Below are 4,837 nucleotides of genomic sequence, written 5' to 3'. Positions count from 1 at the left end.
TTGCGATGAACTAAGGGGATTTTCAGATTGAGGAGCGTTTTTCAAGTCTCTGCTTCCTTGCTTGTTGGAACAACTGAAAGCATTTTACCCTGGGTAGTTTCTTTGTTAGAAATCTCCTAAGCCGTCTACAAAATCTCCACGAAAAATTAGGCCGATCGAGGAGGATGAAGACTTTCTAGATGATTTGAAGGATTCGAGTACAGAGTTGGATGATGATGACTTTGATTTTGAGGATGATCTAGAGGATGACGATCGATAGGCTGAGCGATCGTGCTGGTTGGGTTAATGCGTTCATTAGTGGCTTCCCCATGAATCTGAAGTTATTCAGTACAGGATGGCTGATCAGAGACTGGAGGGATCATGGCTCCGTAGGTTGGACTCTTGCTAGTGAGAATTGTCCTGCTGTAATTGCTGAATTTGCTCGATTGACCAGCCTGTTGCCCGGACAATCAGATCAATGTCTGCGCCTTCCCGTAATAGGTTGATGACCAGCGATCGGCGGCCTTCCTGACGACCTTCCTCGCGGCCTGCTTGTCTGCCTTCCTCGCGGCCTTCCTCGCGGCCTTCTTCTAATACAGCTTGATAGGTGACGGACTCGCGCATAACATCCCTCCGAATGATTCGACCAATCAACTCTCGTTCTAATACTAACCCACCCAGGAAGTAGGCTGCACCCAGTAATTCATGCTGCTGCTCTGGGTTCTCAACCTGCTTCATAGCTCGTACTGCATCGCGCAGGGTGCGTTCAGGGTTGTCGGTCTGACCGAGGGCGGCAAAGGGCAATAGACCAGGTGCCTGCATCAGTTCTGCGGCGGGCACTTCCCAAATCCGAATCACGTTGTATTCGGCGTACATCCCTGCGATTTCAAAGTAGTTTTGGTGGACGAGAGGAGAATCGATTTTGCGTAGGTAGATGACGACTTGATGGATGGTTTTATCAGGCGCTTTGCGGTGGATGCACAGGCGATAGTCGGCAAGGCGCATTGGCATGACTTGGGTCGGGTCGGTTTGCCATTCCACATGCAGGATGTCGGCATCGCCTTCGAGCAAAATCAGGTTATCGGCACGAATCGGTTCTAGGGAGAGTTCGGTGAGTTTGAGAAGGGTGGATTGAATGGGTCTACCAAGGAGCCATCGGGCAATGTCTTCTGGAAATTGTTCGGCCAGTCGCCGACAGGTGCTATCGAAACTCATTTTTTGATTGTAACCCCCATCCGTTCTCAGGTCAGCCAGTTTTTGGGAAGGGGGTGAGAAGTACGATCGACAGTCTCAAGCATTGATCGTACTTTTGGACAACTGAGATTGACCCATCTTTAAGGAATAGGCGCTGCCCAACTTCAAGAGAATTTTGAGATGATTTCTCTACAAGTGGTATAAATAAGCGATCTGACTTGCTCTAAATACATTTCCCTTTCGCAGTCCATCGTTGAAAGTGCATCAGATGACCATCCAAGTCTCTCATCTCCCATTGGAAAATCATCTGTTTCAGAAACGATTCCTACAAGAGGAAGAAACGTTTCTTCGGAGTCATTGACTTGATAATGCAAAGTTACTAACTGACGGCAGCCTTCAAGAGTGTCAATCTTATCTGAAATGATACTCTTGGCTATATCTACAATTGCTGACTCAGCATCACTAGCTTTATCGCTTGAGTAATTCATTAAATTCTCCTTCAATTATTGTGTCAGGGTATAACTTTGATTTTATGTTCTACTTGTTGCCCTGTCTGAAAATTCTCATACCAATGGGTTTCAACATGAGTTCCATCAGCAGCTTTATACGAGGAAGAAGATTTTTTGAGCCAATCTCCAGGATTTCCACCGTATTCACGAGCTAGACGAGGGGAGTCTCGAAGTGGGACATTTCCACGGCTGCCTCGACCTGCAATAGTTACGCCTGCTTCTCCCATTTGCTCTTGACTTGCAAGGGCTTTATTGAGGTCAATAAGTTCTTGGTCAAGTCGTCGAGGACCACCCGGTAAATCTTCAGGTGAAATCTTACAAGTATTATGAACTAAAATTCCAATGTTAGTGACATGGTAAGTATGTAATTCTTCAACTTCAATGTTGTAGACTGAGAACTCACCTGTTTCAGGTTCAATTAAATTGACGTAGACGATTTCTCCTTCTTTAGTTAATAACTGAGTTCCAACTTCCAGTGTCCTAGCTACCTGCCATCCATAAGTGGGAACCCAGAAGGGATGCTCTGGCGTACAGACAATCGTAGTGTCATCTACCTGGATATGTAGTACGGTATCGGTCTTGTGTTCAAACCGCTGCTTGACCCTTCGATTTCCTGTAATGCCCAATATCGGATTGCTAGCAACAACAAATTCACCTATCCTTAGCTCTTCGATCGGTTTCTCTCCATGAGGAGTCAGAACCAAAGTGCCTGCGACAAAGCATGTGCTTAGAGGTTTTCCAGTACCGTGAGCTAAATCATCGCCCCATTGTCTGACGGTTCGCAGGGCATTGCCCGCGCCACGGCCTAAATCATCAGAGAGTTTTCCAGTGGCTAACAGTAGCCTGCCACAGCCCTTCAGAATATCTGGTGCAGCTTTTCCTAGCTGAATTCCAAAATCAGCAAACATTGCCCATCCTAGAACTGTCGCTGTTTTGTCATAATTTTCCGCAGTCGCTAGAGAGGCCAGAGAACCCCCAACCCCTGCACCTAGCTTCTCTAAAGGACTTGCAGAGGAATCATTGAACCGACGGACGTAGTGGTCTCTAGCAGTGGCAGCCTGAGCCGTAATTGTTGGTTTAATATTAGAGACCGCGTCACTAACATCCTCACCATTGCGATAAAAATCGATCGTTCCTTTGATGCCATACCTTACTGTATCCGCAGTATTTTGAACCAGTCTTTGTGTGCCCTGAATCAACCTTTGCGCGCCTTCTAAAAACAATCCCGAGGGGTCAGTTGCCATGGCAGGACTATTCCCGACATAGCGATACAGATTGCTATCACCTGCTGCAAATCCTAACGGGTCTTGCCCAATAAACCGTCCCGTATTGGCATCATAATACCGAGCACGATAGTAATACTGTTGCGATTCCCCATCCCACTCCCGTCCAGTAAAGCGATAGCGCGTATCTACCCCCGCATTGCCCGACTCACCCACCAGCTTACCAAAGGCATCGTAGGTAAAGCTTTTCTGAATCACACCACTATTATCAATCAACGCCCTCGTCGAACCCAAATGATCCGCCAAGAACCAATCCGTCCGATCGCCCACCTGCTGCGCCAAGACCTGATCGACCCCTGGCCCATACAGATAGCGCGTCACACGATTGCCCGTAAACTCTAGCGCCACATGGTCACGATCGTAGACAAAATACGTCGTCGTTCCCGGCAACCCATCACTCAAATTCCCATCGATCGTTTTAGCAATCCGTTGATTAAAAACATCATAGGTATACAGCGTCCGAGATAGCTCCACCCCACCCACACTGAACTCACTGATCTGCGTCAAGCGATTGCGATGGTCCCAACTCAAGACCCGATAGGCTCCAGATCCCTTCTCCGTCCGCCGAATCAGATTCCCCTCATCATCATAGACATACCGGAACGACTCATCCTCCCGCAGGCGATTATCCTGCCCCGTCAGCAACCCATTCCCCGTCCGATTGCCATTGTCATCATAGGCATAGATGCGCGTAAACCCATTCGCTCCCGTCCGCGTCTCCTGCTGCAACTGCCCTGCTGCCGTATAGGTATAGTCTACCCGGCCCTGCAACTCAGTAATCCCAGTCAACCGACTTGCCCCATCATACTCATAGCCAAACTTCAGCAGATCCTGTCCACCCCGCTGATGCACCAACGAGGCCAACCGACTCCAGCGATCGTAACTGTAGGTCGAAGTCGCCACCAAAGTCGCCGGGTTAGCCAAAGTCCCCGTATAGCGCGACAGCGATCGCATCTGCCCTAATTCGTTGTAGTCAAAGGTTACATGTTTCGCCTGAACCCCCGTCCCGGACTGCGTGACCGTCGTCATCAAGTTCCGAGCATCATAGGTATAGCCAGTCAGACCCTGATTCTGACCATTAATACGATCGCTGACAGTCGTAAGATTGCCCACCTTGTCATAGGTATAGGAAAACTTAACCTGAGGGCTCCCAGAAGTTCCCGCATTGTCCACAGACTTCAGCCAGCCATTCTTAAAATATTCAAACGTATAGCGAGAAACCGGATCTGCAATCTGCGCTAAATCCAATGCATCAAACGTCGAAGTAATGGTTCGATTCAGGGTGGCACCTGTCCACCATTTTTCTGCTGTCTGCCGACCGAGATTATCGTATTCAAACGATCGTCGCCGCCCCAATCGATCGGTCGTTTCCAATCCTGTCGATGAAGATGTTACAGGAAAGCTTAGCCCTAGAGACGATCGCCCGGATTACAGAATATTCGATTTCCGAATGGGAAGGCTTCGCCAACGAGCAACTGCAAGCCATGCAAGCTCAGATCAATTCAGCCGATCGCTAAAGGTAAGGGTCGATCGAACATCATGGCAACGAACGATCGCGCGGATTACAGAATATTCCATAGAGCAACTGGAATCGATGCAAGCTCAGATCAATTCAGCCGATCGTTGAGGATAGTGGTCGATTGCGGAATTTTCTATTTCTTCTCGGAGGTGTTGAACCAGCCACTTATCTTTTCCTCTGCTTAGAGTGACTGAAGCGGTATAAATTACGGGTTTGGAGATAAATTAGAGCGCCAAATAAATTGGCCCGTGCGATCAATGTACCCTTGTTCATTGCCGATCGTGACATATGATCCAGGGTAAGCGCATCTTAAAGAGTAGCTCTGTATACAGACGATTTGCATAGACTGTGAG

At 48.3% G+C, this 4,837-nt stretch carries 4 protein-coding genes; 1 reads left to right on the top strand and 3 read right to left on the bottom strand.

Translation table 11 applies throughout. The annotated features are described in order from the left end of the window. Positions 1-384: 384 nt before the first annotated feature. The 3 genes from ACN4EG_RS27095 to ACN4EG_RS27085 all read right to left on the bottom strand — a co-directional run bounded on the left by ACN4EG_RS27095 (position 385) and on the right by ACN4EG_RS27085 (position 4,339). Positions 385-1,194, bottom strand: a complete 810-nt coding sequence (locus tag ACN4EG_RS27095) for an Rpn family recombination-promoting nuclease/putative transposase (protein WP_431633400.1) — start codon at positions 1,192-1,194, stop codon at positions 385-387. A gap of 143 nt (positions 1,195-1,337) precedes the next feature. Beyond that, a complete protein-coding gene (locus ACN4EG_RS27090; protein WP_431633399.1) occupies positions 1,338-1,661 on the bottom strand; it encodes a hypothetical protein in 324 nt (107 codons plus the stop codon). A 23-nt stretch (positions 1,662-1,684) separates the two neighbouring features. Continuing rightward, positions 1,685-4,339, bottom strand: a complete 2,655-nt coding sequence (locus tag ACN4EG_RS27085; protein ID WP_431633398.1) for an RHS repeat-associated core domain-containing protein — start codon at positions 4,337-4,339, stop codon at positions 1,685-1,687. 8 nt (positions 4,340-4,347) lie between these two features. Between ACN4EG_RS27085 and ACN4EG_RS27080 the strand changes: the two genes are divergently transcribed. After that, complete coding sequence (locus tag ACN4EG_RS27080) at positions 4,348-4,482, top strand: hypothetical protein (RefSeq protein WP_431633397.1); 135 nt, start codon at positions 4,348-4,350, stop codon at positions 4,480-4,482. Positions 4,483-4,837 lie beyond the last annotated feature (355 nt).

Source organism: Alkalinema pantanalense CENA528 (genome assembly GCF_050753345.1).
Taxonomy (GTDB): domain Bacteria; phylum Cyanobacteriota; class Cyanobacteriia; order Leptolyngbyales; family Leptolyngbyaceae; genus Alkalinema; species Alkalinema pantanalense.
Note: the sequence above shows the minus strand (reverse complement) of the source record. Positions and strands in the feature narration are given on the sequence as shown.